Source organism: Streptomyces sp. RLA131, assembly GCF_056270125.1.
In genome coordinates, this window is record NZ_JBWDOQ010000002.1 from 3,983,241 (window position 1) to 4,008,988 (window position 25,748).

Below are 25,748 nucleotides of genomic sequence, written 5' to 3' on the forward strand. Positions count from 1 at the left end.
CTTTCACCTCGGAAGTCCGGCAACCCCGCCCGCCGGATCGTAGCCCGGCCGCACGCCCTCGACCAGGATCACATCCCCGGCGATGTGCCGGGTCCGCAGCGGCAGTATCTCCAGATAGGCAGGTGAGGCGTACCAGGCCCGGGCCCGCGCGGAGTCCGGGAAGCCGATGAGGACCACGTTCCCGGGCCAGCTCCCCTCCAGTACCTCGAAGTCGCTCCCGTGGGCGAGGAAGCGGCCGCCGAAGGGGTCCAGGGTGCCCTGGACCAGTCGCAGGTACTCGGCGATGTCGGGGTGGTCGCTGCTGTCCTGCAGGTGTGCGAGGGCGTAGGCGGTCATGTCTCCTCCTGGGCGGGCCGCTGGCGTTCTGTCCGAAGGCTGCTGCTTGCTCCGACGACTGTGCCCGCGCGGCGGCCCGGGGTCGATTACCTGCCAGGTCATGAGCGGTCCGGTGTGGTCGTATGACCATTTCGTGACCCGGATAGCCCTCCCCGGCCCCGGGTAGTCCTTCGCCTGTGCAGCAACAGCCCTTTGAACTGCCCGAGTTCTACATGCCGTATCCGGCCCGACTCAATCCCCACCTGGAGGAGGCGCGGGCCCATTCCAAGGAGTGGGCGCGCGAGCTGGGGATGCTCGAAGGATCGGGTGTCTGGGAGGAGAAGGACCTCGACTCCCACGACTACGCCCTGCTCTGCTCCTACACCCACCCGGACTGCGACGGACCGGCGCTCTCGCTGGTCACCGACTGGTATGTGTGGGTCTTCTTCTTCGACGACCATTTCCTGGAGCTCTTCAAGCGCACCCAGGACCGCGAGGGCGGCAAGGCCTATCTGGACCGGCTGCCGGCCTTCATGCCGATGGACCTGGACGGCGGGGGCCCGGTCCCCGAGCCGACGAATCCCGTCGAGGCGGGCCTGGCGGACCTGTGGGCCCGCACGGTGCCGTCGATGTCCATGCGGTGGCGGGAGCGGTTCGCGGAGAGCACCGAGAACCTGCTGAACGAGTCCCTGTGGGAACTGTCCAACATCAACGCCCACCGGATCCCCAATCCGGTCGAGTACATCGAGATGCGCCGCAAGGTCGGCGGCGCCCCCTGGTCCGCCGGGCTCGTCGAGTACGCGGCCGGGGCAGAGGTGCCGCCGGTGATCGCCGGCTCCCGGCCGATGCGGGTGCTGCGGGACGCCTTCTCCGACGGCGTGCACCTGCGCAACGACCTGTTCTCGTACCAGCGGGAGGTCGAGGACGAGGGCGAGAACAGCAACGGCGTCCTGGTCCTGGAGACCTTCCTGGACTGCACGACGCAGCAGGCCGCCGACGCCGTCAACGACCTGCTGACCTCACGCCTCCAGCAGTTCGAGAACACCGCGCTCACCGAACTGCCGCCGCTGCTGGCCGAGCACGCGCTCGACCCGGGTTCCTGCGCCGATGTCGCGGCGTACGTCAAGGGGCTCCAGGACTGGCAGTCCGGCGGCCAGGAGTGGCACATGCGCTCCAGCCGCTACATGAACGGCGGCGGGGCCCGGGCCCTGCCGGGGCCGACCGGCCCGGGCGTGTCGGCGGCGAACATCACGCTGACCACCCGGCGGGCCGAGGCCGCCCGGCTGCGGGGCTTCACCCACGTCCCGTTCCAGCGGGTCGGCCCGTCGCGGCTGCCGGACTTCCACATGCCGTTCCCCACCACGCTCAGCCCGCACCTGCCGGGGGCCCGCCGCAATCTGACCGAGTGGTCGCACCGGGTCGGCATCCTCGAAGAGGGCGTCTGGGACGAGGCCAAGCTCATCGACTACGACCTCCCGCTCTGCTCCGCCGGCCTCGACCCGGACGCCACCCCCGCCGAACTCGACCTGTCCGCGGCCTGGCTGGCCTGGGGCACCTACGGCGACGACTACTTCCCGGTGGTCTACGGCGCCGGGCGCGACCTGCCCGGCGCGAAGGTCTGCGACGAACGCCTGTCCCACTTCATGCCGCTGGACGCCGCGACCTTCACCACCGCCCCCGTCAACGCGCTGGAGCGGGGTCTCGCCGACCTCTGGGTGCGCACGGCGCGGCCGATGGAGGAGGACGCCAGGCACCGCTTCCGTACCGCCGTGGAGAACATGACCGCCAGCTGGCTCTGGGAGCTGGCCAACCAGGCCCAGAACCGCATCCCCGACCCCGTCGACTACATCGAGATGCGCCGCCACACCTTCGGCTCCGACCTCACCATGAGCCTGTGCCGGATCGGCCACGGCCGCCAGGTCCCGGACGAGATCTACCGCAGCGGGCCCATGCAGTCACTGGAACACGCCGCCGCCGACTACGCGATGCTGATCAACGACGTCTTCTCCTACCAGAAGGAGATCGAGTTCGAGGGCGAGGTCCACAACGGCATCCTGGTCGTCCAGAACTTCTTCGACTGCGACTACCCCACCGGCCTCGCCATCATCAACGACCTCATGACCTCGCGGATGCAGGAGTTCCAGCATGTCGCCGCGCACGAACTGCCCGTTCTGTACGACGACTTCGGCCTGAGCGACGAGGCCCGCGCGATCCTCGACGGCTATGTGGCCGAGTTGCAGGACTGGATGGCGGCCATCCTCAACTGGCACCGCGACTGCCACCGCTACCACGAGGCCGCCGTACTCCGTCACCACCGCACCGGGCCCGCCCTGCCCGGCCCCACCGGGATCGGCACCGCGGCCGCCCGGCTCCCGGCCCTTCTCGGCATGACCGGTTGAGCCGGTTGGGCCGGTTGAGCCGGTTGAGCCGCGGTCCGCCCGGTGCCGGCCCCCCGTGGCCGGCACCGGGTCACAGCCGTGGGTCGCTCAGCCCGGGACGGCCGGTCTCGACGTGGCCGGCCAGCCGGCGCAGGAAGGCGCCGTCCTCGCGGGAGGTCACCGACAGGTCGTACCAGCCGTGGCTGCCGCTCGGGCGGGCGGTGTGCACGGCGCGGCCTCCCGGGCGGAGCCGGTAGGTGGCCGGGCGCTCCTTGCCGTGGCCGTCGGTGACGGTGAGGTGGACGGTGCCGGAGCCGGCGTTGGTGAGGACCAGCCGCACCTGCTGCCGGGCCCCGTCGTGCCGGGCGACGGCCTCGGGCCCGGCGGCGCCACCGGTGTACCGGCGGAAGAAACCGGCCGGGCCGTGGACGGAGAAGTCGTACGCGCCGGGGCCCCAGCTGCCCGACAGCGACCGGCCCGCCCCCGCCGTGTACGTCCACGGGCCGTCCGGGTGGGTGGTGGAGGTGACCAGGAAGTTCGCGCCCACCGTGCCGTGGCTGGCGAAGGTGAGCGCGAACCCGGCGGGCCCGGAACCCGGGCCGGCCGCGTCGGCGGACAGGTCGTACGGCAGCGGACGGGTGGGCCTGGCACCCGGCTCCTGGCGGGGCAGGGCGGGGTCCGCGGGCGGGGTCGGCACATAGTCGTCGTGCCGGTCGCCGTCGGCGGGGGCGTAGCCGCCGGTGGCCGGCAGCGGCGGAACCGCGGCATCGGCGCGGCCGAAGTCGAACGCCGAGGTCAGATCGCCGCAGACGGCACGGCGCCAGGGCGAGATATTGGGCTCGTGGACGCCGAAGCGGCGCTCGATGAAGCGGATGACCGAGGTGTGGTCGAAGACCTGGGAATTGACGTAACCCCCGGTGCTCCACGGCGAGACGACGAGCATCGGGACCCGCTGGCCGAGCCCGTAGGGGCCCGCGACATGCGGGTCGGAGCCGGTGGGGGTGAACAGCTCCCCGGCCAGGTCGACCGTCGAGCGCCCGGCCTGCGGGTGGGGCGGCACCACGTGGTCGAAGAAGCCGTCGTTCTCGTCGTAGGTGATGAACAGGGCGGTCCGGCTCCACACCTCGGGGTCGGCGGTCAGCGCGTCGAGGACCTGGGCGATGTACCAGGCGCCGTAGTTGGCGGGCCAGTTCGGGTGCTCGGTGAAGGCCTCGGGGGCGACGATCCAGGAGACCTGCGGCAGGGTGCCGGCCGTGACATCGGCCCTGAGGAGGTCGAAGAGGCCGTCGCCCGCCTTGGCGTCGGTGCCGGTGCGGGCCTTGTCGTGGAGCGGGTCGCCGGGCCCGGCGTCGCGGTACTGGTCGAAGTAGAGCAGGGAGTTGTCGCCGTAGTTGCCCCGGTAGGCGTCCTCGATCCAGCCCCAGGAGCCGGCGGCGTCCAGGCCGTCGCCGACGTCCTGGTAGATCTTCCACGACACCCCGGCCCGCTCCAGGCGCTCGGGATAGGTCGTCCAGGAGTAGCCGGCCTCGTCGTTGCCCAGGACCGGGCCGCCGCCCTTGCCGTCGTTGCCGGTCCAACCGGTCCACAGGTAGTAGCGGTTGGGGTCCGTGGAGCCCAGGAACGAGCAGTGGTAGGAGTCGCAGACGGTGAAGGCGTCGGCCAGCGCGTAGTGGAAGGGGATGTCGTCGCGGTTCAGGAAGGCCATGGTCGTGGCGGACTTCGCCGGGACCCAGCGGTCGTATCTTCCGTGGTTGAAGGCGTCATGGCCGTCGTTCCAGCCGTGCGGCAGGTCCTGGAGGAACCGCAGGCCGAGATCGTCCGCGTCCGGGTGGAAGGGCAGGATGTCCCTGGTGCCGTCGGACTGGTACCACACCGGTCTGCCGCCGGGCAGGGTCACCGGATGCGGGTCGGCGAAGCCGCGTACGCCGCGCAGCGAGCCGAAGTAGTGGTCGAACGAACGGTTCTCCTGCATCAGGACGACGATGTGCTCCACGTCCCGCAGGCTGCCGGTACGGCGGTTCGCCGGGATCGCGGCGGCGCGGGCGATGCTGGTGGGGAGCACGGACAGGGCGGCGGTGCCACCGGCCAGTTGCATGAATCCACGACGGTTCATTGCGGTCATGGGCCACAGTTTCACCAGCCGTGGCCGAACTTCCCACCCTTCCCAGGCGAATTCCGGCCGTCACCCGGGTGGCCGTGCACGGCCACCGACCGGTCGCCGCCACCCCCGACCCGACCTACGTTCGCAGACATGACACGAAGGATCGCGGCGGCACTCGTCGCCACCACACTGTCTCTGGCCCTGGCCGCCCCCGTGGCGGCCGCGGCCCCCACCACAACCAAACGGCTGGACCCCTCCGTCACGAAGAAACTCGACAAGGCGATAGCCGGCGTGATGCGCCGCGCCTCCGTACCCGGCGCCGTCGTCGGACTCTGGATGCCGGGCAAGGGCGACTACGTCAAGGCCTTCGGCATCGCCGACAAGAAGACCCGGGCGCCGATGACCACCGGGCTCAACATGCGCATCGGCAGCGAGACCAAGACCTTCACGGTCACCGCCCTGCTGCGCCTGGTCGACCAGCACAAGGTCAAGCTGGACGACCCCGTCTCCCGCTATGTCTCCGGGGTGCCCGGCGGCAAGAAGATCACCCTGCGGCAACTCGCCGAGATGCGCAGCGGGCTGTTCTCGTACTCGATGGACCCGGCCTTCGACAAGGCCTTCGTGCACAACCCGCGCCGCTCCTTCACCCCGCGGCAGCTGCTGGGCTACGCCTTCAAGCACCGGCCGCTGTTCAAGCCGGGGGCGAAGTTCAACTACTCCAACACCAACCTCATCCTGCTCGGTCTGGCGATCGAGAAGGCGGGCAGGCAGCCGCTGCGCGCGTTCCTGCGGCAGCAGGTCTTCGGACCCGCCCACCTCCAGCACACGGTCTTCCCGGTCGGCGCCGAGTTCCCCGCCCCGCACGCCCGCGGCTACACCAACCAGACGCCGAACGGCAGGACGGCCGACGCCACCGACTGGAACCCCTCCTGGGGCTGGTCGGCCGGGGCGATCATCTCGAACCTCCAGGACCTGCACTCCTGGGCCGGCGCCGTTGCCACCGGTACCGTGCTGAGCCCGGCCACCCAGAAGCAGCGGCTGCGTTTCCTGCCGACCGGCTTCCCCGGCACCGGCTACGGGCTGGGCATCTTCGACAACCACGGCTGGATCGGCCACAACGGCTCACTGCCCGGGTACCAGACCGTGGTCGTCTACCTGCCGAAGACCAAGGCGGTCCTGGTGGTGCTCATCAACACGGACGCCTCCTACCGGGGCAGCGAGCCGAGCACGCTGTTCGCGCAGGCGATCACGAAGATCGTGACCCCCGGCAACGTCTACTCACTTCCGACGTCGGGCTGACCCCGCGGCCGCGGACGTTCCCCGGGTGCGCCCGGTGGGCGTTTCGTCCTCAAGCGCCGGACGGGCTGAATTCCAGCGCCCCCAGCTACCGCTGGGAGGTGCCCCCCGTCCGGCGCTTGAGGACACGCGCGGCCGAAGGCCGCACAACCCGGTGAACGTTCGCGGCTACGCCGCTAACGCACCGTGACCCGGGCCGTCCAGGTCTGGAGCCCCTTGCAGGACATCTTGCCCGGCACCTGGGCGCACATCGGGCGCGACGAGGTCAGTACGGCCTTCCCGGCGGTCACCGCCCGGAAGGCCGCCGCCGCGTCTCCGGGCTTGAGCCGGACCCCGGCGTTTGTGGCCTCCAGGGCCTTGCCGGTCGCCTCGACGACCGCCCAGGGCCGGGTCTTGGACCCGTCCAGGGCGAGGGTGATCCTGCCGTCCGTGGCGACGCAGACCGTACGGCCGTTGTCCGCGGAGTCGAGCGTCACCTCGGACGGGCAGCCCGCGGACTGCGAGGCGGAGGTGGAGGTAGGGGTGGAAGGCGAGGGCGCGGTGCCCGCCGAGGCTGAGCCGGTCTTCGTTCCGCAGCCGGCCAACAGCAGTGCGGCCAGGGCGAGTCCGGTGAGAGCGGGTGTGGTGTGGGGGGTCGAACGACGCATGGGTTGGGCCTCCTTTCCGCTTTGACGTGCCACACCCGCATCAGGATCCACATCCGGTACGCGACGACGTCAGCCGGTGGTGACCGCGGTGTCGTCGATGACGAAGCTGGTCTGGAGCGAGGAGTCCTCGACGCCGCTGAACTTCAGGGTGACGGTGGTGCCGGCGAAGGCGGACAGGCTGAACGACTTGGCGACGTAGCCGGTGGCCGCGTTCAGGTTGGAGTAGGTGGCCAGGGTGGTGGAGCCGGCCGTGACCGTCAGCTTGTCGTACGCGGTGCTGGTGCTGGTCTCCGCGGTGTCGACGTGGAGGTAGAAGGTGAAGGTGGTGCCGGTGCAGCCGCTGGGGACGGTCACCGACTGGGACAGCGTGTCGGTGTGGGTCGAGCCGTAGCCGTCCAGCCAGGCCTTGTACGAGCCGGTACGGGCGGCCTCGCTGGTGGAGCTGGTGATGACGCCGCTGCTGGCGGTCCAGGTGGTGGCGCCGGACTCGAAGCCCGCGTTGCCGAGCAGCTGCGTGGAGGTGCAGGTGCCGCCGCCGCCGGAGGAGCTGACCGTCCAGGTGAAGGTGGCCGAGCCGGAGGCGCCGGTGCTGTCGGTCGCGGTGACGGTGGTGCTGTAGGTGCCCGCCGTGCTCACGGTACCGGTGATGGCGCCGGTGGAGCTGCTGATCGACAGGCCGGTGGGCAGGCCGCTCGCGGCGTAGGTGAGGGTGGCCCCCGCGCTGTCGGTGGCGGAGATCTGCAGGCTCACCGAACTGCCGGTGACGGTGGACTGGCTGCCCGGGCTGGTGACGGTCACCGTGTTGCCGGTGCTGGTGCCCGAGGCGAAGGCGGTGGTGCCGTTCGGGGTGCCCCAGCCGGTCGGGCCGTCGTAGCCGGTGGCGGCGGTGCAGTAGTAGGACGTGGAGCAGGTGCCGTTGTTGCCGCTGGTCACGTCGTACAGGTTCGAGGTGTGGGAGTAGGGGTACTTCGCGGGGTAGTCGCTGCTGCCGGGGGTGCCGGCCAGGGCGTAGACGCCGGCGATGATGGGCGCGGAGGCGCTGGTTCCGCCGTAGACCGCCCAGCCGGAGCCGCCGTAGGTGTCGTAGACCGCGACACCGGTGGCCGGGTCGGCGACGGCGGAGACGTCGGACTCCATGCGCTTGGTGCAGCCGGTGTCGGTCTGCCAGCTCGGCTTGGTGTCGTACGCGGAGCAGCCGGAGCCGGTGCCCTCGGTGCTGCTGGTCTTCCAGACGCTCTCGGTCCAGCCGCGGGTGCTGGAGGAGGTGCTCAGCGCGGTGCCGCCGACGGCGGTGACGTACTGGGAGGTCGCGGGGTACTCGGCGCCGTAGCCCTCGTCACCGGAGGAGACGGTGATGGCGACACCGGGGTGCTTGAAGTACGAGGTGTCCTCGCTGGTCTGGGACGAGGACTCGCTGCCGCCCCAGCTGTTGGAGACGAACTTGGCGCCGAGCGCCACGGCCTCGTTCTCGGCCGCGCCCAGGTTGGCGTCGGTGGCCGAGGTGGCCTCGACCAGGATGATGCTGCAGTTCGGGCAGATGGCGCTGACCATGTCGATGTCGAGCGCCTCCTCGCCGGCCCAGCCGGTGTCGTTGGAGGGCAGCGAGGTGGTGGAGCCGGTCTGGCTGACCTGCTTGAAGCAGCCGTTGGCCACCGTGCACGCCGACAGGCCGTACTGCGAGCGGTAGGTGGCCAGGTCGGAGGCGGCGTTCGGGTCGTTGTACGCGTCGACGACGGCCACGGTCATCCCGGAGCCGCCGGTCGAGGGCAGGTTGTAGGCGCTGTGCAGGTTGGTCGGGCTGAGACCGGAGGGCGTGGCGTCGGGGGAGACCGCGGCGGCCAGTCGCTGCGCTATGTCGGTACGCCGTTGCGCGAAACAGGACATGGTGTGGCCGGAGGCGGCCGTACCGCACAGGTGCGTGGTCGGCACCTTCTGGCCGGCCTTGCCCGTCGGGTGGACGGTCTGCCGTGCCGGGTCGGTCAGGGCGTGGGCGTTCCTGGCGACGGTGGCCGCGCGGGCGGTCTGGGGGGAGTGGGCGGCGGGCACCGGCTGTGCGCCGGCCGGCGGGGCGGCCAGCAGGCCGACGACCGCGAGGGCCAGCGCGGGCAGGGCGGCGACAAGGGTTCTTATCCGTTCGCGACGCATGGTTGCGCCTCCATCCGGAGCGGAAGTGGGGTTCCTGACATGTGCATGACATGTTGGACGACGCGCGTAGACACAGAGGACCTGGAGATCCGCCGTGAACTTCCGCGCGATGGCCAGAACCTAGCCGAGCGCCGTCCCGACAGAACAGGCACGGCCCAAGACCTTTGCCGGTCCTTGAGCCGTGCCTGACAAAACCATCACGCTGACGCGTCCCGCCATTACCCCGGCTCGACTACTCCAGCTCGACCCGGCCGTTGTCGGCACGCGGCTGCTGCGCCGCCGGCTTCGGCGGGGCGCCCAGGTTCTGCCGTACCGAGTCCAGGATCGTCAGCCCCTGCCCGACCAGACCGGCCGCGATCTCGCCCAGACCGTCCGCGCCGTTGAGCACATTGACGTTGGCGCCGGCCAGACCGCCCGCCGCCTCCTTGACGATCAGCGGCAGCTGGTCGATCAGCATCCGGTCCAGCGCGACCCGGTCGTACGAGGCCGCCGCCTCAGCCTGGATCTTCATCCGCTCGGCCTCGGCCAAGGCCAGCACCCTGATCCGCTCGGCCTCTGCCATGGCCGGCTTGACGATCTCGGCCACCAGCTGCTGCTGCCGCAACTCGGCCGCCCGCTCGGCCAGTTCGGTCTGCGCCGCCAGCACCTCCTGCTGGGCGTGCGCCATCGCCAGCGGCCCGGCCTGCGCGGCCTGCGCCTGCACCCGGTCCACCTCGGCCGAGTACTCCGCCTGGACCACCGCGGTCTGCCGGGCGTACTCCGCCTGGTTCCGCGCGGCCACCTGCTGGGCCTCGACCGACGCCTGGGTCGCCTGCGCCTGCGCGATCTGGGCCGCCCGCTGGATGGCCGCCTTGTGCGGGGCCGACATCGCGTCGATGTAGCCGGTGTCACCGTCGTCGATCGACTGGATCTGGAACGAGTCCACACTCAGGCCGATCTTGGCCATCTCGGCCTTCGAGGTCTCCAGCACTTCCCCGGCCAGCTTCTGCCGCTCGGTGACGATCTCCTCGACCGTCATCGAGCCGATGATCGCCCGCAGATGACCGGAGAAGATCCGGCCGGTCAGCACCGACATCTGGTCCTGCTCCGACAGGAAGCGCTGCCCGGCGTTGACGATGCTCTCGGTGTCGTTGCCCACCTTGAACGCGATCACCGCCCGCACGGTCAGCGCGATGCCCTGCCGGGTCACGCAGTACTCGGTGACCTCCGACTCGCACATCGACAGGGTCAGAAAGCGGACCTTGCGGAAGACCGGGACCACCCACTTGCCGTGACCGGTCACCACCCGGAACGGCGCACCCCCCAGCCCACGCTTGCCACCCGAGATCAGCATCGCCTCGTCAGGCGCGGGAACGCGGTAACCGAACATCCTTCATCTCCTCAACCGGCCAACGGATCGGCCCATTCCATGACATAGACCTGGCGGGCACCCCGGGACTCGATCACCAGCACCGAGGCCCCCTGCGGAAGGGGCTCGTCGGACCAGGCCAGAAACGTCTCCGAACCACCCCTGACCCGCACCAGGACCTCCCCCGGCCCGGCGGCTCCACGGGTGCCGATGACCATCACCCCCGTACAGCCGATCACGGCGTCGTCCGGCACCATCCCCCCGGATGCCCCCTCATCGTTCCGATCCTGAATTGCAGACCCCTAGCTCTATCACCGGCGAGCACCCGGCTCCGTCCGCGGGATGCTGCGATCCGGTCACAACCTCGTACGGATGTTCCGGCAGTACAGCCGCGTGCCGGGCCGCTCACGACTCACTCGCGCAACAGCGCCAGCAGCACAGCGGTGTGGCTGCTGCCGGGATCCCGGACCGCCGTGAGCAGGGTGAGCGTCCCCCCGGCGGCGAGGCCGCGCAGCCGGTCGAGGGCAGCGGCGGCCTCGGGCGCCGCCAGTTCGCTCTCGTACCGGCGGCAGAACTCCTCGAATCTCCCGTCCCCGGCGTGGTACCAGCGGCGCAGCTCGGTGGAGGGGGTGAGGGACTTGGGCCATTCGTCGATGTGCGCGTCCGCCTTGGACAGGCCGCGCGGCCAGAGCCGGTCGACCAGGACACGGACGCCGTCGTCCGGCTCCGGCGGATCGTAGATCCGGCGGACCCGGAGGCGGGGGCGGCTGGTGGTCACGCTGCCAGCATGCGCGCGGCGGCGGCGCCGCGGGAGTGCGGCGCCGCCGTCCGGGGGAGTGCTGTGGCTCGGGGCCGCTCGGGCCGGTCTGCCTAGTAGGGGGCGTACAGGTTCGGCCCGTTCTCGTTGCCGAAGTTGCCGCCGAACCGGGCGGCGGTGGCGGGGGCGCCCAGTGCGGTGGGGCCGAAGGCGACGGTGGCGGTGGTGGTGAGGCCGGTGGTGGCGCCGCGCAGTGACCAGATGGCGCCGGTGCCGTTCTCCTCGGGGGCGGAGACTGCGAGGTCGGCCCGGGCGTCGCCGGTGACGTCGAGCAGCCGTACGGCGCCGCCGAGACGGTCGCCGGTCTCGGCGACGCCGGGGACGCCGGGGCTGTCCTGGTTGAAGGCCTGGGCGCCGGTGCCGGTCAGGCCCGCGGAGCCGCCCTTGAGCAGGATGACGGAACCGGCCGCCTGCCGGCTGCCGATGGCCTCGAAGGGCACTCCCACGGCGAGGTCGTCGTAGCCGTCGCCGTTGACGTCACCGGCGTCCAGACGGGCACCGAACTGGTCACCCGTCTCACCGACCCCGGGCACACCGGAGGTGGCCTGGGTGATGGTCCTGGTACGGGTGGTACTGGGACCGGCCGAGGTGCCGTAGTAGATCTTCACCGTCCCCGGGTCGTACGGGATGTCCTCGGTGATGAGGTTGGGGACGATCCGGGTCGCCAGGTCGGCCTTGCCGTCGCGGTCGAAGTCACCGACGGCGGCGGTGGCCGCCGAGGGCAGCGCGGTGGGCGCGGTGGACAGGCCGGAGGCCGTACCGCGCCAGAACTTCCCGCCCTCGGCGTGGTTCTCGTACGCGTAGAAGGTGGCGAGGTCGTCGATGCCGTCGCCGGTCATGTCGCCCGCCGCGAGCGTCGTGATCTCGTTGTCGGTGGAGAACATCGTGACCTGCTGCTCCCCGGCCGGGACGCCGGCCCGGGTGAACGGTCCCCGCAGTACCGAGCGCACCTCCCAGTTGTCCCCGTACCGCAGTACGAGGTCGGCGGCGCCGTCGCCGTTGAAGTCGCCGCCGGTCAGGTCCTCGCCGACCTCGTAGCCCGCGCTGCCGGCGGGGGGCGCGATGGTGACCGCGCCCTCGCCGGTGAGCCCGCCCGCGCGGCCCCACAGGACGGTGACCGAGCCGTAGCTGCTCGGGGTGGCGACACTCTCACCCGAACTGTGGACGGCCAGGTCGGTGAGTCCGTCCCCGTCGAGGTCCCGGGCGACGATCCGGTCCCCGAAGCGGTCGTCCTGCTCCGGGGTGCCGGGGACGCCCGCCGTCCGCTGGCTGACGACGGTGCGCGAGGCCGGGTTCAGGCCGGTGGCGGAACCGTAGGTGACGGCCACATAGCCGGCCCGGGCCTGGCCGCCGACGGTGGCGGCCGGCGCGGCGACCGCCAGATCCTGGTAGCCGTCACCGTTGAAGTCCTCCGCCGCCGGGGCCGCCGCCGGGGCCGCCGCCGGGGCGGCACTCGCCGGGGCGGCGCAGACGACGCCGCCCGCGAGCGCGGTGGCAAGACAGACAGTGGTGACGCCGACTCCGCGAACACCCACGGTTCCTCCAAGGATTCACCCGAAGACCGGACAACGGGAGCGAAACGTCAGACCCGCACCGCGCACCAATGGTTGTGCGGCGAACGCCCCCGTCCGGTCGCGGACCGCCTCCGGCCCGTCACCGCCCGCTCATTGCCTGGTCATGCACAGGTCAGGGCCTTGGTCACCTGTCGCGGATGAACCGCCCACGGTCCGGAGCCGGTTAAAAACTCCCCCTCCGACACGGAGAAATCTATCGTCGTCACAGTAGACATCGGGCGGCAGTGTGGCTAGGGTTTCTCTCATAACCACGGATGTCAGCAGGACGTGGCGGAGACGCCGCCACGAGCACGACGACAAAGGAAACATGACCAGGAGAGGAGTAGGCGCCATCAGGATCGCCCGGGCGAGGATGCAGGTCCGCCCGGGTATCGCAGGCCCCAGGATTGGAAGGTGGTCCACGGTCAAGCGTTCACGATCCCCGTACCCCCGGCCGCTCGGTCGGGTCCGCGGAAGACGAAGGCAGGCGCCGAGCGCCGCCAGATGGTGTTGAAACCCCGGGGCCCCGGTGCCGTAAGGCATCGGGGCCCCTCGACGCGTCCCAGAAGAGGTGCAAGTGACCGCAGAGACCCCATCGAACGCCGCCGACCGGTTCGACGATGACGACTACCCGGCCTACACGATGGGCCGCGCCGCGGAGATGATCGGTGTCACGCCCGGCTTCCTCCGCGCCATCGGCGAGGCCCGGCTCATCACTCCCCTGCGCTCCGACGGCGGCCACCGCCGCTACTCCCGCTACCAGCTGCGCATCGCCGCCCGCGCCCGCGAACTCGTCGACAGCGGCACCCCCGTCGACGCCGCCTGCCGCATCGTGATCCTGGAGGACCAGCTGGAGGAGGCCCTGCGGCTCAACGACAAGCTGCGCCGCGTCGAGGCCGAGCCGGGTGAGGCCGCCGACTCCTGAACCTTCCCGCCCGAGCCGGAGCGCCGGCGGACGCGGACGAATATCTACCGCGGCGGGTACAGAAATTTTTGCAATGCGCAGTGAGGGTTTATGACGCAACGGGCGGAGTGAAATTACTTGCCGCGCCCGGACGCATGCACCGTGCTACGGTTCATCTCAGTTGCAGTTGTGGTTCCCAAAGACTTCAAGTGCTCTTGCCGGCGTTCTGCGCCAGTAGGTGCGCTTTTGTATTTCCGGTGCATTCCGGACGGGGCAATCATTACGGCGACGCGGGGTTCGCACAGTGCGATCCCCGGGTAATGCCCCTAAGGAGATATGACATGGCTACTGGCACCGTGAAGTGGTTCAACGCGGAAAAGGGCTTCGGCTTCATCGAGCAGGACGGCGGCGGCGCCGACGTCTTCGCCCACTACTCCAACATCGCCACCTCTGGCTTCCGTGAGCTCCAGGAAGGCCAGAAGGTCAACTTCGACGTCACGCAGGGCCAGAAGGGCCCGCAGGCGGAGAACATCGTTCCCGCCTGACGTCGGAGCGCAACAGTAGCTGGGTCCGCACCCGTGGGTGCGGACCCTGGCTCATTTCCGGCTTTGTTTTCATTTTTTCTCCGGCTCGTTCTTGCGATTCTTTGTGCGGCTCCTCGCTGCCAATAACTCCTCGATACGTGCCGCATCGAGGAAGGTTCGCATGAACCGCACAGCTCGCACCAACGACCGCTATTCCCGTACCCGCACGGGCGGATCCGCCGGTTCCGGCGGCTCTTCGGGTACCTCGGGGTCCGGCCGGGGCGGTTACCGCTCGCAGGCCCCGAGCCGCTCCGGCGGTCCCTCGCGGTCCGGTGGCCACAGCCGCCGTCCCGCCTCGCCGCAGGGCGAGTTCGCCCTGCCGGTCACCCTCACCCCCGCGCTGCCCCCGGCCCCGAGCTTCGCCGAGCTCGACCTGCCGGCCGCGCTGCTGACGACGCTCACCAGCCTCGGTGTCACCGAGCCGTTCCCGATCCAGGGTGCGACTCTGCCGAACACTCTCGCGGGTCGTGATGTGCTGGGCCGTGGGCGTACCGGTTCGGGCAAGACGCTGGCCTTCGGTCTGGCAATGCTGGCCCGTACCGCCGGGCAGCGCGCCGAGCCCCGCCAGCCGCGCGCCCTGGTCCTGGTCCCCACCCGTGAGCTGGCGCAGCAGGTCACCGATGCGCTCACCCCGTATGCCCGGTCGCTGAGGCTGCGGCTGGCCACCGTGGTGGGCGGCATGTCGATCGGCCGGCAGGCCAGCGCGCTGCGTGGCGGTGCCGAGGTCGTCGTGGCCACCCCGGGCCGGCTCAAGGACCTCATCGAGCGCGGTGACTGCCGACTGGACCAGGTCGCCATCACCGTCCTGGACGAGGCCGACCAGATGGCCGACATGGGCTTCATGCCCCAGGTCACCGCGCTGCTCGACCAGGTCCGCCCCGACGGCCAGCGCATGCTGTTCTCCGCGACCCTGGACCGCAACGTCGACCTGCTGGTCCGCCGCTACCTCCACGACCCCGTCGTGCACTCGGTGGACCCCTCGGCCGGTGCGGTCACCACCATGGAACACCACCTGCTCCACGTCCACGGCGCCGACAAGCACGCCACGACCACCGAGATCGCCGCCCGCGACGGCCGCGTGATCATGTTCCTGGACACCAAGCACGCCGTCGACCGGCTCACCAAGGACCTCCTCAACAGCGGAGTACGCGCCGCGCGCCCTGCACGGCGGCAAATCCCAGCCCCAGCGCACCCGCACCCTCGCCCAGTTCAAAACCGGACACGTCACCGTCCTGGTCGCCACCAACGTCGCCGCCCGCGGCATCCACGTCGACAACCTCGACCTCGTCGTCAACGTCGACCCCCCCACCGACCACAAGGACTACCTCCACCGCGGCGGCCGCACCGCCCGCGCAGGCGAATCCGGCAGCGTCGTCACCCTCGTCCTGCCCAACCAACGCCGCGAAATGACCCGCCTGATGGCCGACGCCGGCATCACCCCCCACATCACCCAGGTCCGCTCCGGCGAAGCCGAACTCAACCGCATCACCGGCGCCCAAACCCCCACCGGCGTACCCGTCACCATCACCGCCCCGGTGGCGGTGCGCCCCGAGCGCAGCGCCTCCTCGACCCGCGGTCGCCGCAGCCGCACCGCCCAGGCGCGGCGCTCTTCCGGCGCGCCGCAGCGTCCGTCCTCGTCCACCAGTCGCTGACCCGCCCCGGAGGCATCATGCGCTGCGTCATCGCCCGCTTCTCCTTCGACCTCATCAAGAGTGAAGTGCAGCAATCGATGAAGGGCATCAAGCCCGAACCCGTGACGGGCGCGTCCGTGATCATCGGGCGCCGCACCTTCCCGGTCAAGCAGGTCGGTGAGGTCATCACCGGACAGGACCGCCGTGACTTCTCCTCCAACGAGGTGATCAGGGCGCTGACCCGGCTCGGCTTCACCTGTGTCGCCGACCCGGCGACCGTCCCGGCCCCGGTGCTCACCCCGATGGAGAACGCGTCGGCCCTGCTCGGATCGCCGTGACGGTGACCGGCCCCGAGTGACACACCGGTGCGCCGCCGCGGGGAAGTCTTGCCGTGGCGGCGCACCGGGCGCACGCTGGAGGCATGGGTGCTCAGGACGGTCCCACGCTGATCACCTCCGTGCAGCGGGCCTTCCGCTTGATGGAGGCCGTGGGGGCGCACGACGGCGGCGCCCCGGCCAAGCAGCTGGCGCGTGAGGTGCGGCTGCCCCTGGCCACCACGTACCACCTGCTGCGGACCCTCGCCCACGACGGCTACGTACGGAAACTCGACGACGGCGGATTCGTCATCGGCGACAAGCTGCATCTGCTGCACACCGGAAGCCGCGGCCAGAACCTGCTCAACCGCATCCGGCCCGCCCTGGCCGGGCTGCGCGACGAGCTGTCGGCCGCCGCCTATCTGACCTTCTACGAAGACGGCGAGATCCGGGTCGCCGAGATCGTCGACGGCCCCCGGGCGCCCCGGGTCGACCTCTGGGTGGGGTTCGAGGACGCCGGGCACGCCACGGCCCTGGGCAAGTGCGTGCTGCGCGAGCTGGACGACGACGGCCGCGCCGACTACCTCTCCCGGCACTCCCTCGCCGACCTCACACCGCGCACCATCACCCATCTCCCGGAGCTTCTCCGCCAGCTCGACTCCGCGCCGACCACATCGGTCGTCATGGACATGGAGGAGTACGCCCTCGGCACGGTCTGCGTCGCGGTGCCCGTCTACAGCGGCGACACGCTCGGCTCGCTCGGCGTCTCCCTGCGGGCCGACCGGCTCTCCCGCCTCGACGAGGTCCGGGCACAGCTGGTCCCGGCGGCGAACCGCGTGACCAGGGGTCTTTCGCTCACTATCTGAAAATCCGCCCCTTGCGGCTCCCGCACCGCTGCCTGTTCCCTGGAAGTACAACCCCGGCCACCAGCCCCCGGCAGCAGGAAAGAGTTGCGGAAGCGGACATGACCCATGCCCGAGACCACCAGCACGACCTCTGGCCCACGTGGCAGCTCACAAAGCAGCTCACCAGCCACCTCGCGGAGCCGTCCACCCAAGGGCTCACGCGCCGGCCCGCCACCGGTGTACCCGTTCTGATCGTCTGCGCCGTCGCGCTGCTCGCCCTCACCGGCGGCACCGGGCCGAGCTGGCTGCCGCTGCTCGCCGTCGGGCCCGCCCTGGCCGCCACCGTCAGCAGGCCCTGGGGCGTCATCCGGATCGGCGTCCTGGCCGTGGCACTGGGCGTCGCCCTCGGCACCCTGGGCGGCGCACCGGCCCACGACCAGGCCATCGTGCTGTCCGCCGTGGTCGCCGTCACGCTGGCCGGCAGCCTCGCCAGCGAGCTGCGGGTACGCCGCGAACGCGTCCTCGCCGACGTGCGCTCGGTCGCCGAGGCCGCTCAGCACGCGCTTCTCAAGCCGGTGCCCGCCACGGTGGGCCGGTTCCAGGCCGCCGTCCGCTACAGCGCCGCCGCGGCCGAGGCCCGGATCGGCGGGGATCTGTACGCGCTGGTGCCGACCCCGTACGGCGTCAGGCTGATCGTCGGCGACGTGCGCGGCAAGGGACTGCCCGCCGTGAGCACCGCCGCCCTGGTGCTCGGGGTCTTCCGCGAGGCCGCCTACGACGAGCCGGACCTCCTCGACGTCGTCGCCAGGATCGAACGGAGCCTGGCCCGCAATCTCGGCCCCGACGACTTCGTCACCGCCGTGGTCGCCGGCTACCCCAGTCCCGACCGCATGGAGCTGGTCAACTGCGGGCACGCCCCGCCCCTGCTGGTCCGCGACTCGCGCGTCCTGACGGTCGACCCCACCCACCCGGCGCCCCCGCTCGGGCTGCGCGCCCTCAGCGGCGAGACCCCGAGCCTGCAGGTGCTGCCCTTCGTCGACGGCGACCAGCTGCTGCTCTACACCGACGGCGTCACCGAGGCCCGTAATCACGGCCGCGAGTTCTACCCCCTCGCCGAAGGCGTCGCCCGCCACCTGTGCGACGACCCCTCCCGCACCCTCGCCGCCCTGCACGACGAACTCCTCGCCCACGTCGGCGGCCGGCTCCACGACGACGCCGCCCTGCTCCTCCTCCGCAAGCCCGCCGCCGACCCGGCCGCCGCCGCGCCGACGCCGCTGACGCCGCTGACGCCGACGCGGGTACCGGTCAGCCGTTCCGGGCCGTCTCCGGGCCGGTGATCCTGCCGAGCAGGGGAAGCGTCGAGGCGATGATCCCGAGCGAGGCGGTGATCCCGGCGCCGACGAGCACGAAGTACACGGCTCCCGGCGACACCAGGTCGTAGTGCATCTGCGAGGTGAGGAACAGGTGCGCCGCGAGGAATCCGGTGCCGGTCGCGACCACGGCGACGGTCAGCAGGGGGACGGTGCTCTCCAGCCCGACGACCCGGCGCAGCATGCCCAGCGGGACACCGGTGAGCCTCAGCATCGCGAACGGGCGCTTGCGGTCGCCGAGCCCGGCCACCACGCTCACCGCGAGGCTGCAGCCGGCGATGGGCAGGCTGGTGAGGAGCACCACGTTCGCCAGCTGCCGCCAGCCGGCCAGCTCCCGCTGCTGCTCGGTGCCCCGGTCGTTGACGGCCCTCGCCGCGTACCGGGGGAAGGCCCGGGTCAGGACGGTCCGCGTCCGTTCCATCGCCGATGTCGAGCCGTCGGTGGTCGTGTAGATCTGCTGGACCGGCAGGCGCCCGAGCTCCTCGGCTGAGATCGCGGCGGCGGGCCACTCGGTCGAGGCCAGGGACCGCAGGCTGAAGAAGGCGCGGACCGGGACGGCGGCGACCCCGGCTCCGGCCGGGCAGTGCCCGATCACCGGGGTGCCCGCCAGGTCGGAGCACGCCACCAGGGCGGCGGGCATCCCGGGCGGATCGCCGGTGCCGCCGACAAGGTGCCCGAGCTGAGCGAGGACTGCCTGAACCTCAACATCCGGACGGGCGCGGCCTCTTCACGTGAGCGCCGCCCGGTCGTCGTCTGGATCTACGGCGGGCGCAACTCCGCCATGTGGGCCTCGCAGCCCGTCTACGACGGCGCCAACCTGGCGGACAAGGGCGTGGCCGTCCGTCACCGTCAACCACCGCGTCGGCGCCTTCGGCAACCTCGCCCACCCCGCTCCGAGCGCGGAGTCCGGGCACGGCGGCTCCGGCAACTGGGGCGTGCTGGACACCGTGGCGGCGCTGAAACGGGTCCGGCGGAACATCGCCGCGTTCGGCGGCGACCCGGACCGGGTGACCCTCGGCGGCTGGTCGCACGGCTCGGCGTTCGTCAACATATCCATGATCTCCCGGCTCACCCGGGGCACGTTCCCCCGGGCACGGACACCACCAACCCGATCGAGCCCGCGAACGGCGCCGGCGCGTACCACGGCGCCGAGAAGTACTACCTCTTCGGCAACCTCTACGGCACCGACCGTCCCTGGACCGACGAGGACCACGCGATCGCCGGCACAACCTCCTTGTACCTGGCCGACTTCGCGGCCACCGGCAACCCCAACGGCCACGGCCGTCACTCCCTGCCCGACTGGCCCGCCCTGCGCACGACGAAGCCGCTGTCGATGGCGCTCGGGGACAGCTTCGCGCCCGTCCCGGCGGCGGACAGCGACGCCAGGTACGCCTTTCTGAAGGACTACCTGCTGTCGGGGACGACCGCGTACTGACCGAGGCCCGGGCCGGTCGCCTCAGTGGTCGCTGTCCAGGTGGAGCTTGAGCAGGTCCACGCCGTAGTCGTTGCCGTTCGGGGTGCGGATGATCGTGTGGATGTGCTGCTGCGTCGGCGTCCCGTTCGGGCCGCCCATGCCGCCGCCGCTCGACTTGTTGCCGTAGGCCAGCGGGGACTGGGCGTCGTACTCGATGAGCACGACCGGGCTGTGGACGCGGTAGTAGAACGCGGAGTCGTCCTTGGTCTTGCCGAGCCAGTAGAAGTACGTCCGGTCCAGGTGGTCCTCCACCTCCTTCATCCGCACCTCGGCGTGGCCGTCGTCCATGTAGCCGACGTAGACGCGCACCAGGTCGAGCAGTTTGTCCCGCTGCGCGTCGGTGAGTTCGGAGCCGGCCAGGCCCTGGTAGGCGAGCTTGACGTTGTCCTTGCCCGCGCCGGCCTTCATGTCGTCGCCGCTCTTGTCCACCGTCGAGGAGATCGCCTTGGCGCGCTGCTTCGTGCTCAGCGAGCGCAGCAGCGTCAGACCGGCCCTGGTCTCCTTCTTGAAGAGGGTGATCTTCTCGCCCTTGTACGTGGCGGAGGTCGGCTCGGAGCCCATGAAGGTCGGCGTCATGACGACCTGGTCGCCCAGGACGAAGTAGTTGACGGCCACATGGTGGCCCTCGTACTGGAAGCCCCAGGGCTTCGTGGTCGACGGGGTGCCCATGACCGTGAAGAAGTAGGCGCCCTCGGTGAGGGTGTCCCGGTTGCCGCCGCTGTAGTCGCCCAGGAACGCGTTGAGCTTCATGATGTTGCGGGTCTGGGTGAGACCGTCGGCGGACAGGGCCGCGCCGAGCACCGCGTAGCCCAGCTTGCGCTGCGCGGCTGTCAGGTCGCCCATCCGGGCACCCTCGCGCTCGTATCCGTCGACGTTGCTCCAGGCCAGCCACTCGTCGGCCTGTACGTCGAACAGGGTGGCCCTTCGCTCCTTCTGGGAGAGCCCGTCCAGGAAGGCCTGCGCGGCCTTGACCACCGCGTCGGTGGAGACGTCGGTGGAGTGGATCGAGTACAGGCCGTCGGCGACCTTGCCCTGGGTGGTGACGCCCACGAAGTCGTCGTACTTGACCTCGCTGGCCCCGGGGCCCATGCCACCGGCGCCTCCGGGAGCACCGGAGGGACCGCCGGACGGCATGCCGCCCGGGGCCCCGGAGGCCCCGGGGGACGAGGCGGAGCCCGTCGGGTCGGAGGAGTCCGCGGAACAACCGGTCATGGTCGCCACCGCGGCGACACCACCGACGAGCAGCGACTTGTTCATGAACCAGCGGCGGCTGCGTTCGGCTTCAGGGGTCCGGGGCGTGTGTCCGTGCATGCGTCCCAAACTCCCCGAGCGACGTAAAGACCACCTGAAGAGCACCTGTCAGCGGGCAGTGAGAGTTCGCGCCGCGGCCGGACCACCGGCGGCCGCACCGCTCACGGCCGCACCACTCACGGCCGCACCGCGCTCACGCCCCGGCCTGGTGGAGTGCGTCCAGGCCGGCCAGTTCACCGTCGGCCAGACGCAGTGCGCCGGCGGCCACGTTGGCGGCCAGGTGGTCGGGGTCGCCGGTACCGGGGATGGCCAGCACATGCGGGCCGCGGTGCAGCGTCCACGCCAGCCGCACCTGCGCCGCGCTCGCCCCGTGTGCCCGCGCGACGGCGAGCACCTCGTCGCTGTCGGCACCGCTCGCGCCCGCCTCGCGCCCGGCACCGGCGATCGCGTAGAACGGCACGAACGCGACACCCTGCTCACCGCAGCTGCGCAGGAACTCGTCGTGCTCGGGCCGCATACCGATGCCGTACTGGTTCTGTACGCAGACCACCGGAGCGATGGCCCGGGCCTCGGCGAGGTGTTCGGGGGTGACATTGGAGATGCCCAGGTGACGGATGAGCCCGGCGTCGCGCAGCTGGGCCAGCGCGCCGAAGCGCTCGGCGATGGAATCGGTTCCGACGACCCGCAGGTTCACCACGTCGAGGTGGTCACGGCCGAGCTGACGCAGGTTCTCCTCGACCTGACCGCGCAGCCCGTCGGGGGTGGCGTGCGGCAGCCACCGGCCCGACGGGTCCCGGCCCGGCCCGACCTTGGTGGTGATGACGAGGTCGTCCGGGTAGGGGGCCAGCGCCCGGTTGATCAGCTCGTTGGCGGAACGCAGCGGCGAGAAGTAGAACGCGGCGGTGTCGATGTGGTTCACCCCGAGCTCAACGGCGCGGCGCAGCACACCGATCGCCCGGCCGCGGTCACTCGCCGTGGCGTCGGCCACGAGCGCCCTGCCGTTCTGCGCCAGGCGCATCGCGCCGAAACCGATCCGGTTGACCTCCAGGTCGCCGAGCGTCCAGGTACCTGACGCGGCCGCGGTGACTGTCTTCGAGTTCATGTCGGGGATGATCTCCCCGCCGTAGGCTGACGGCCATCGATTCAGACATATCTGAATCAATGAATCCGTGAATCAGGGGGTTGGGGGTGGCCGTCCTGGCGGAGCTGGCGTTCTCGGCGAGCGATCTGGCGCAGATGCGGTTCGCCGTCTCGCCGATGTGGGAGGTCGGGACGAGCTTCCGGCTGCTGGCCTCCGGCTCCGCCCACCCCGTGCACCGGAGCTGGGCCGAGCAGGTCCGGCCCCGGGTCGCGGCCGCCGGGCTCGACCGGGGCTGGCTCGCCGAGCTGATCCCGCCCTCGGGGTACGTTCCCGACTTCCTCAACCCGGCGCCCACCGGGCCGGCTCCGCCCCTGACGGAGGAGCTGGCCAGGATCCGGGCCTCTCCCGCCGCCCGGGTACGCCAGGACCTCGACCGCCTGAGGCACGAACAGGGCCGCCTCGGCCCCCGGGCCCGGACCCTGCACACCGAGCCGCGGGCCCGCCTGGCCCGGGTCACCGAGGAGGCCGAGACCTACTGGGAGCTGGCGCTCGCCCCCTACTGGGCGAGGATCCGGGCCGTGCTCGACGCCGACGTCTTCCACCGGGCCCGCCAGGTCGCCGAGCGCGGCACAGGACACCTCTTCAACGATCTGCACCCCTCGGTGAGCTGGGACGACAACGCGCTACGGCTGGCCCGCCGGCAGCGGACCCTCTCCCGCGCGGCAGCGGGCGCGGGGCTGCTGCTCATCCCCTCGGCCTTCACCGGACCGGGCCCGCTCACCCGGGTGACACCACCGGAGCCACCGCAACTGGCCTACCCGGCGCGGGGTATCGGCTCACTGTGGGAACCCCGGCCCGTCACCGGGACCGCCGCCACCGCCGCCGTACTCGGCCGCTCGCGGACCCTCCTGCTGACCGAACTGGATACCCCGGCCTCCACCAAGGAACTGGCCCGTCGCACAGGGCTCTCCCCCTCAGGGTCTCCCAATACCTGACCGCGCTGCGCGACGCGGGCCTGGTCAGCGCCCACCGAGCCGGCCGATCGGTGCTCTACGCCCGCACCTCGGCCGCCGAATCCCTCCTCCTCGCGGGCACGCGCCGGGAGCCCGCCGATCACCCCACGGCGGCAGGACACAGGGCGGGACACCGGGCGGGACACGGGGCGGGACACGGGACGGGCTGACAACCGGTCCGCCCGGCGATCGAGGACGCCGCGCGCTCTCCGGGTGGCCGCGATCACCGCCGCCGGCTGTGGACGGGGCCGTCGAAGCCCGGTTCCTGTTCCGCCACGTACAGCTTGCGCAAGGTCATCGTGTCGAACGCCCCCGCACCGTGATAGGTGAGCGTGACCGTCGGACTCTCGTCCCCGGGGTGCCTCGCCCAGTCCACTCTGGGGTCCCGTCCGGCAGGCGGCGGCGGGGAAACGTACGGGGCATGGGCCGGGTACGGAGGTACTCCTCCTCGGCGTGCGCCCCCCTGCGCCACAGCCGGCGCCGCGGCCTGTGCGGCGCCGCCGCTCGTCAGCACGACCGTGACACCGACGATGATCAGCAGGAGCCCGGGAACGGTCGCGGCCTCGATGTGCTGCCCGAGCAGCCACCAGGCGGCCAGCGCGGCCACCGGGGTCTCCAGCAGCAACAGGACACTGATCGTCGTCGCCGACACCCTGCCGAGGGCGAAGTTCAGCGCGCTGAGCCCCAGAAGCTGGGGCAGGACGAGCAGCCCGAGCAGCGACAGACGCGTGGAGTTGTCGAACCCCGTGAGCGGGATGTGGGCCAGCAGGCAGACCATGAGGAGTTCAAGACCGCAGACCAGCGAAGTGACCGTCGAATACAGCGGGGTGCTCACATCCGCGCGGGACCGTTCGCTCAGGGCGGTGTACCCGGCCTGCGCGATGGCCCCCACGACGGCGAGCAGGTCGCCCAGCAGCGCCGTACCGCCGGACCTTATGTCGAGACCGCCCGCCGCGGCCGCTCCCACCACGGAGAGCCCCAGACCCACCCACTTCCCGCGCGACGTCCGGACGCCCTGGCCCGCGGCGATGAGGGCCTGCCAGACGGGCTGGGTGGCGACGAGCGCCGTGGACATGGCCACCGAGGTCAGCCGGGTGCTCGTCATGAAGGCCGCGAAGTGCAGGGCGAGCGACGTGGCCGCGAGGAAGCCGAGGACCAGGGGCCGCCACTGCTCCCGGCGCAGGATGCCGCGCTCGCCGCGTGCGACGCGCACCACCTCCCGGCGGCGCAGTAACAGCAGGAACGGCCCGAGTACGGCGAAGCCCAGGCAGTTGCGCCAGAAGGCCATGGCGAGCGGTGAGGCGGAGGCGGCGGCCGTGAGGGGAGCGGTGGCCGAGATGGACAGTACGGTGACCGTCATCGCCGCGACGGACAGCGGATCGATTCTGGATTTCACGCGTTCGTACCGCCGTCCATGCCGGGCCGGCCCTGTCGTACGAGCGAGGTCGGACCGTTCGCGTCGGCTGTATGTCCAGCATTGATCATTGGGTACGCGGTTTCTGTGCTGTGGGAATCGAGGGGGGGAATCGAGAGGGGAAGCGACACCGCCGGCTGAAGCAGGTCAGGGGCGGAGACTCTCCGGACCGGAGTCGGGCCCGGTGTCACGGACGCGAGCGGCTCAGCCGCACCACGCTCCACCACGTGACGCCACGCAGGACCCACTCCATCGGCCCGTACCGGAACCGGGCCAGCCACCAGCGGCTGAGGACTGCCTGCGCGGCGAGGACAACTCCCGCGAGGATCATGGCGGTTACCCAGTGCGAGGAGTGCCGCAGCCCGAGCGGGCCGGCTACGGCGACCACCGCGAGCGTGGCGGTGAGGTAGTTGGTCAGCGCCATCCTGCCGAGGGGCTCCAGGACCGCCGACAGCGGGCGGCCCAGCCGGGTGCGCAGCACCAGCAGCACCGCGGTGGCGTACGCGAGGGCGCCGAGGAGACCGGCGACCGCCGCGATCCGCGTGGCGAGGGGCCCGGCGGGCGGGTAGGTGTGCTGCCACCAGGTGGCGGCGGCCGCCGCCGGTACGGCGAGGGCGAGCGTGACGGCGATCTGCCGGGTACGGCCGTTCAGCGTCCGCGCGATACCGAGGCGCGCGACGGCGAGACCCAGCAGGAACAGCCCCGGGATGCTCGCGATCCCGCCCGAGGCGAGGGTGACCGAGGCGACGAGCCCCAGCAGCCCGGCGGGCAGCACCACCCACGCCGGCAGCCACGAGGCGGGCAGCAGGACCAGCAGCCCGATGACCGCGTACGGCAGCAACGCCTCCCCGGGGTGCAGCTGCTGGTGGGCGAGGCCGAGCAGACCGAGGGCCACCAGCCGGCGGACCAGCAGCAGCCGGGGGCGCGACGACCGCCCCTCGGCACTCTCCAGGAAGATCGCGAAGCTCAGCCCGAACAGGAACGAGAAGACCGGGAAGAACCGCTGGTGGACGAAGAGTTCCAGGAACGCGGGTATCGGATAGGTGTGCCGCGCACTGTCGAAGCCGACCATCCGCGTCATCTGATCCGGGATGTTGACCAGGAGGATGCCGCAGAGTGCGAAGCCGCGCAGCGCGTCGACCGCGGCGATCCGGCGCCGCGGCCGCGGGCCGGGCTCCGAGGTGGTGGCTCCGGGGACCAGGCTCATCGTGTTCACGACACTTACGGTGCGGCCGGGGCCCCCTCCGCCGCTTCGGCCGGACGGCCG

The 25,748-nt window shown here is 71.3% G+C and carries 20 protein-coding genes and 5 pseudogenes; 12 read left to right on the forward strand and 13 right to left on the reverse strand.

The genetic code is table 11. From position 1 onward, the window contains the following. Window positions 1-3: 3 nt before the first annotated feature. The gene (locus RWE79_RS19015; protein ID WP_475941278.1) at window positions 4-336 is read right to left on the reverse strand and encodes a DUF1330 domain-containing protein; all 333 of its coding nucleotides are present in this window, start codon (window positions 334-336) and stop codon (window positions 4-6) included. A gap of 212 nt (window positions 337-548) precedes the next feature. On the opposite strand from RWE79_RS19015, the gene RWE79_RS19020 reads away from it, so the two are divergent. Continuing rightward, entirely contained in the window at window positions 549-2,714 is a 2,166-nt protein-coding gene (locus tag RWE79_RS19020; protein ID WP_475945920.1) for a terpene synthase family protein, read from the forward strand. A 70-nt stretch (window positions 2,715-2,784) separates the two neighbouring features. Here RWE79_RS19020 and RWE79_RS19025 read toward each other — a convergent pair whose 3' ends face one another. Further along, entirely contained in the window at window positions 2,785-4,815 is a 2,031-nt protein-coding gene (locus RWE79_RS19025) for a phosphocholine-specific phospholipase C (RefSeq protein ID WP_475941279.1), read from the reverse strand. Window positions 4,816-4,944: 129 nt separating this feature from the next. Here RWE79_RS19025 and RWE79_RS19030 point away from each other — a divergent pair, with 129 nt between their 5' ends. Then, a complete protein-coding gene (locus tag RWE79_RS19030; protein ID WP_475941280.1) occupies window positions 4,945-6,093 on the forward strand; it encodes a serine hydrolase domain-containing protein in 1,149 nt (382 codons plus the stop codon). 173 nt (window positions 6,094-6,266) lie between these two features. On the opposite strand, the gene RWE79_RS19035 is transcribed toward RWE79_RS19030, so the two are convergent. The 6 genes from RWE79_RS19035 to RWE79_RS19060 all read right to left on the reverse strand — a co-directional run bounded on the left by RWE79_RS19035 (window position 6,267) and on the right by RWE79_RS19060 (window position 12,582). After that, a complete protein-coding gene (locus tag RWE79_RS19035; protein ID WP_475941281.1) occupies window positions 6,267-6,737 on the reverse strand; it encodes a hypothetical protein in 471 nt (156 codons plus the stop codon). Window positions 6,738-6,806: 69 nt separating this feature from the next. Further along, window positions 6,807-8,882 (reverse strand): putative Ig domain-containing protein, encoded by a 2,076-nt coding sequence (locus tag RWE79_RS19040; protein ID WP_475941282.1) that lies wholly within the window; start codon window positions 8,880-8,882, stop codon window positions 6,807-6,809. A 232-nt stretch (window positions 8,883-9,114) separates the two neighbouring features. Beyond that, the gene (locus RWE79_RS19045) at window positions 9,115-10,251 is read right to left on the reverse strand and encodes an SPFH domain-containing protein (protein ID WP_475941283.1); all 1,137 of its coding nucleotides are present in this window, start codon (window positions 10,249-10,251) and stop codon (window positions 9,115-9,117) included. Between the two features lie 11 nt (window positions 10,252-10,262). Further along, a complete protein-coding gene (locus tag RWE79_RS19050) occupies window positions 10,263-10,487 on the reverse strand; it encodes a hypothetical protein (RefSeq protein WP_475941284.1) in 225 nt (74 codons plus the stop codon). A 155-nt stretch (window positions 10,488-10,642) separates the two neighbouring features. Continuing rightward, window positions 10,643-11,008: a DUF488 domain-containing protein gene (locus tag RWE79_RS19055; protein WP_475941285.1), complete on the reverse strand. Its 366-nt coding sequence runs from the start codon at window positions 11,006-11,008 to the stop codon at window positions 10,643-10,645. 92 nt (window positions 11,009-11,100) lie between these two features. Further along, a complete protein-coding gene (locus RWE79_RS19060; RefSeq protein WP_475941286.1) occupies window positions 11,101-12,582 on the reverse strand; it encodes an FG-GAP-like repeat-containing protein in 1,482 nt (493 codons plus the stop codon). Between the two features lie 595 nt (window positions 12,583-13,177). Here RWE79_RS19060 and RWE79_RS19065 point away from each other — a divergent pair. From RWE79_RS19065 to RWE79_RS19090, 6 genes and pseudogenes are all read left to right on the forward strand, one after another. Continuing rightward, on the forward strand, window positions 13,178-13,525 hold the full coding sequence (locus RWE79_RS19065; RefSeq protein WP_475941287.1) for a helix-turn-helix domain-containing protein: 348 nt from the start codon (window positions 13,178-13,180) through the stop codon (window positions 13,523-13,525). Between the two features lie 320 nt (window positions 13,526-13,845). After that, window positions 13,846-14,049, forward strand: a complete 204-nt coding sequence (locus RWE79_RS19070; protein ID WP_381780643.1) for a cold-shock protein — start codon at window positions 13,846-13,848, stop codon at window positions 14,047-14,049. A gap of 160 nt (window positions 14,050-14,209) precedes the next feature. Beyond that, window positions 14,210-15,740 (forward strand): annotated as a pseudogene (locus tag RWE79_RS19075) (DEAD/DEAH box helicase). 77 nt (window positions 15,741-15,817) lie between these two features. Beyond that, window positions 15,818-16,057, forward strand: coding sequence for an SCO5918 family protein (locus RWE79_RS19080; protein WP_475945922.1), 240 nt, complete (start codon window positions 15,818-15,820; stop codon window positions 16,055-16,057). Between the two features lie 83 nt (window positions 16,058-16,140). Next, window positions 16,141-16,899 (forward strand): IclR family transcriptional regulator, encoded by a 759-nt coding sequence (locus tag RWE79_RS19085; RefSeq protein ID WP_475941288.1) that lies wholly within the window; start codon window positions 16,141-16,143, stop codon window positions 16,897-16,899. Between the two features lie 98 nt (window positions 16,900-16,997). Then, a complete protein-coding gene (locus RWE79_RS19090; RefSeq protein ID WP_475941289.1) occupies window positions 16,998-18,215 on the forward strand; it encodes a PP2C family protein-serine/threonine phosphatase in 1,218 nt (405 codons plus the stop codon). Here the strand turns inward: RWE79_RS19090 and RWE79_RS19095 are convergent. Beyond that, on the reverse strand, window positions 18,184-18,888 hold the full coding sequence (locus RWE79_RS19095; protein WP_475941290.1) for an ABC transporter permease: 705 nt from the start codon (window positions 18,886-18,888) through the stop codon (window positions 18,184-18,186). The genes RWE79_RS19090 and RWE79_RS19095 overlap by 32 nt on opposite strands. On the opposite strand from RWE79_RS19095, the pseudogene RWE79_RS19100 reads away from it, so the two are divergent. The 3 pseudogenes from RWE79_RS19100 to RWE79_RS19110 all read left to right on the forward strand — a co-directional run. Then, window positions 18,832-19,071, forward strand: a pseudogene (locus tag RWE79_RS19100) (carboxylesterase family protein); the annotation flags it as partial. The gene RWE79_RS19095 and the pseudogene RWE79_RS19100 sit on opposite strands and share 57 nt — an antisense overlap. Then, a pseudogene (locus RWE79_RS19105) lies at window positions 18,980-19,282 on the forward strand (carboxylesterase family protein); the annotation flags it as partial. The pseudogenes RWE79_RS19100 and RWE79_RS19105, both read left to right, overlap by 92 nt. A 101-nt stretch (window positions 19,283-19,383) precedes the next feature. Then, a pseudogene (locus RWE79_RS19110) lies at window positions 19,384-19,683 on the forward strand (carboxylesterase family protein); the annotation flags it as partial. A gap of 21 nt (window positions 19,684-19,704) precedes the next feature. On the opposite strand, the gene RWE79_RS19115 reads toward RWE79_RS19110, so the two are convergent. After that, complete coding sequence (locus tag RWE79_RS19115; protein ID WP_475941291.1) at window positions 19,705-21,033, reverse strand: DUF3500 domain-containing protein; 1,329 nt, start codon at window positions 21,031-21,033, stop codon at window positions 19,705-19,707. A 133-nt stretch (window positions 21,034-21,166) separates the two neighbouring features. Continuing rightward, entirely contained in the window at window positions 21,167-22,075 is a 909-nt protein-coding gene (locus RWE79_RS19120) for an oxidoreductase (protein WP_475941292.1), read from the reverse strand. 134 nt (window positions 22,076-22,209) lie between these two features. Between RWE79_RS19120 and RWE79_RS19125 the strand changes: the two are divergent. Next, a pseudogene (locus tag RWE79_RS19125) lies at window positions 22,210-23,237 on the forward strand (ArsR/SmtB family transcription factor). A 53-nt stretch (window positions 23,238-23,290) separates the two neighbouring features. Here the strand turns inward: RWE79_RS19125 and RWE79_RS19130 are convergent. Continuing rightward, the gene (locus RWE79_RS19130) at window positions 23,291-24,463 is read right to left on the reverse strand and encodes a DMT family transporter (RefSeq protein ID WP_475941293.1); all 1,173 of its coding nucleotides are present in this window, start codon (window positions 24,461-24,463) and stop codon (window positions 23,291-23,293) included. Between the two features lie 205 nt (window positions 24,464-24,668). After that, entirely contained in the window at window positions 24,669-25,688 is a 1,020-nt protein-coding gene (locus tag RWE79_RS19135) for a DUF418 domain-containing protein (protein ID WP_475945924.1), read from the reverse strand. Between the last annotated feature and the right edge of the window lie 60 nt (window positions 25,689-25,748).

Excerpts from the sequence above, each read along its gene's own strand:
- RWE79_RS19015 (WP_475941278.1), bottom strand. The coding sequence starts at position 336 with ATGACCGCCTACGCCCTCGCACACCTGCAGGACAGCAGCGACCACCCC.
- RWE79_RS19020 (WP_475945920.1), top strand. The coding sequence starts at position 549 with ATGCCGTATCCGGCCCGACTCAATCCCCACCTGGAGGAGGCGCGGGCC.
- RWE79_RS19025 (WP_475941279.1), bottom strand. The coding sequence starts at position 4,815 with ATGACCGCAATGAACCGTCGTGGATTCATGCAACTGGCCGGTGGCACC.
- RWE79_RS19030 (WP_475941280.1), top strand. The coding sequence starts at position 4,945 with ATGACACGAAGGATCGCGGCGGCACTCGTCGCCACCACACTGTCTCTG.
- RWE79_RS19035 (WP_475941281.1), bottom strand. The coding sequence starts at position 6,737 with ATGCGTCGTTCGACCCCCCACACCACACCCGCTCTCACCGGACTCGCC.
- RWE79_RS19040 (WP_475941282.1), bottom strand. The coding sequence starts at position 8,882 with ATGCGTCGCGAACGGATAAGAACCCTTGTCGCCGCCCTGCCCGCGCTG.
- RWE79_RS19045 (WP_475941283.1), bottom strand. The coding sequence starts at position 10,251 with ATGTTCGGTTACCGCGTTCCCGCGCCTGACGAGGCGATGCTGATCTCG.
- RWE79_RS19050 (WP_475941284.1), bottom strand. The coding sequence starts at position 10,487 with ATGGTGCCGGACGACGCCGTGATCGGCTGTACGGGGGTGATGGTCATC.
- RWE79_RS19070 (WP_381780643.1), top strand. The coding sequence starts at position 13,846 with ATGGCTACTGGCACCGTGAAGTGGTTCAACGCGGAAAAGGGCTTCGGC.
- RWE79_RS19080 (WP_475945922.1), top strand. The coding sequence starts at position 15,818 with ATGAAGGGCATCAAGCCCGAACCCGTGACGGGCGCGTCCGTGATCATC.
- RWE79_RS19085 (WP_475941288.1), top strand. The coding sequence starts at position 16,141 with ATGGGTGCTCAGGACGGTCCCACGCTGATCACCTCCGTGCAGCGGGCC.
- RWE79_RS19090 (WP_475941289.1), top strand. The coding sequence starts at position 16,998 with ATGACCCATGCCCGAGACCACCAGCACGACCTCTGGCCCACGTGGCAG.
- RWE79_RS19095 (WP_475941290.1), bottom strand. The coding sequence starts at position 18,888 with ATGCCCGCCGCCCTGGTGGCGTGCTCCGACCTGGCGGGCACCCCGGTG.
- RWE79_RS19115 (WP_475941291.1), bottom strand. The coding sequence starts at position 21,033 with ATGCACGGACACACGCCCCGGACCCCTGAAGCCGAACGCAGCCGCCGC.
- RWE79_RS19120 (WP_475941292.1), bottom strand. The coding sequence starts at position 22,075 with ATGAACTCGAAGACAGTCACCGCGGCCGCGTCAGGTACCTGGACGCTC.
- RWE79_RS19135 (WP_475945924.1), bottom strand. The coding sequence starts at position 25,688 with ATGAGCCTGGTCCCCGGAGCCACCACCTCGGAGCCCGGCCCGCGGCCG.